The following is a 1,195-nucleotide window of genomic DNA, read 5'->3' as shown; positions in this document are numbered from 1 at the left end:
ATTACTCGATAATCTTGGTCACCACGCCTGCGCCGACAGTCCGGCCGCCTTCGCGTACCGCAAAGCGCAGCCCGTCTTCCATCGCGATCGGCGCGATCAGCGTGGCTACCAGCTTCACGTTATCACCCGGCATCACCATCTCGACGCCTTCCGGCAGCTCGCAGGTGCCGGTCACGTCCGTGGTCCGGAAGTAGAACTGCGGGCGATAGCCGGTGAAGAACGGCGTATGACGACCGCCCTCGTCCTTGCTCAGAACGTAGATCTCGCCCTCGAACTTGGTGTGAGGCGTGATGCTGCCCGGCTTGGCCAGTACCTGGCCACGCTCAACGTCGTCACGCTTGGTGCCACGCAGCAGCGCGCCGATGTTCTCACCCGCACGACCCTCGTCGAGCATCTTGCGGAACATCTCAACACCGGTGCACACGGTCTTCTGCGTCTCGCGCAGACCCACGATCTCCACCTCGGAGCCGGTCTTGACCACACCGCGCTCAACACGGCCGGTGACAACGGTACCGCGACCGGAGATCGAGAACACGTCCTCGATCGGCATCAGGAACGGCTGATCGATGGCGCGCTCGGGCTCGGGAATGTGCGCGTCCATTTCCTTGATCAGGTTCGCCACCGCGGTGGTGCCGTAACCGTTGTCGTCCTTGCCTTCCATCGCCATCAGCGCGGAGCCGGTTACGATCGGCGTGTCGTCGCCCGGGAAGTCGTACTCGTTCAGCAGCTCCCGCACTTCCATCTCAACCAGCTCGAGCAGCTCCTCATCATCGACCATGTCGGCCTTGTTGAGGAACACCACAATGTGCGGCACGCCAACCTGGCGTGACAGCAGGATGTGCTCGCGCGTCTGCGGCATCGGGCCGTCAGCGGCGGAGACCACCAGGATCGCGCCGTCCATCTGCGCCGCGCCCGTGATCATGTTCTTCACATAGTCAGCGTGGCCGGGGCAGTCAACGTGCGCGTAGTGACGGCTCTCGGAACCGTACTCCACGTGCGAGGTCGCGATCGTGATCCCGCGGTTTTTCTCTTCCGGCGCGTTGTCGATCTGGTCAAACGCACGCGCCTCACCGCCGAACACTTCCGCACTCACGCGCGTCAGCGCCGCCGTCAGCGTCGTCTTGCCATGGTCCACGTGACCAATGGTGCCCACGTTGATGTGCGGCTTATCTCTTTCGAATTTTTCCTTAGACAC

At 62.8% G+C, this 1,195-nt stretch carries 1 protein-coding gene; it reads right to left on the bottom strand.

What is annotated here, in order from left to right:
• Nucleotide 1: 1 nt before the first annotated feature.
• On the bottom strand, nucleotides 2-1,195 hold the full coding sequence (tuf, locus tag CK501_RS16610) for an elongation factor Tu (RefSeq protein ID WP_077528630.1): 1,194 nt from the start codon (nucleotides 1,193-1,195) through the stop codon (nucleotides 2-4).

Origin of the sequence: Halovibrio salipaludis (assembly GCF_002286965.1) — a bacterium.
Classification (GTDB): domain Bacteria; phylum Pseudomonadota; class Gammaproteobacteria; order Pseudomonadales; family Oleiphilaceae; genus Halospina; species Halospina salipaludis.
This window is presented reverse-complemented; position numbering and strand designations above follow the sequence as displayed.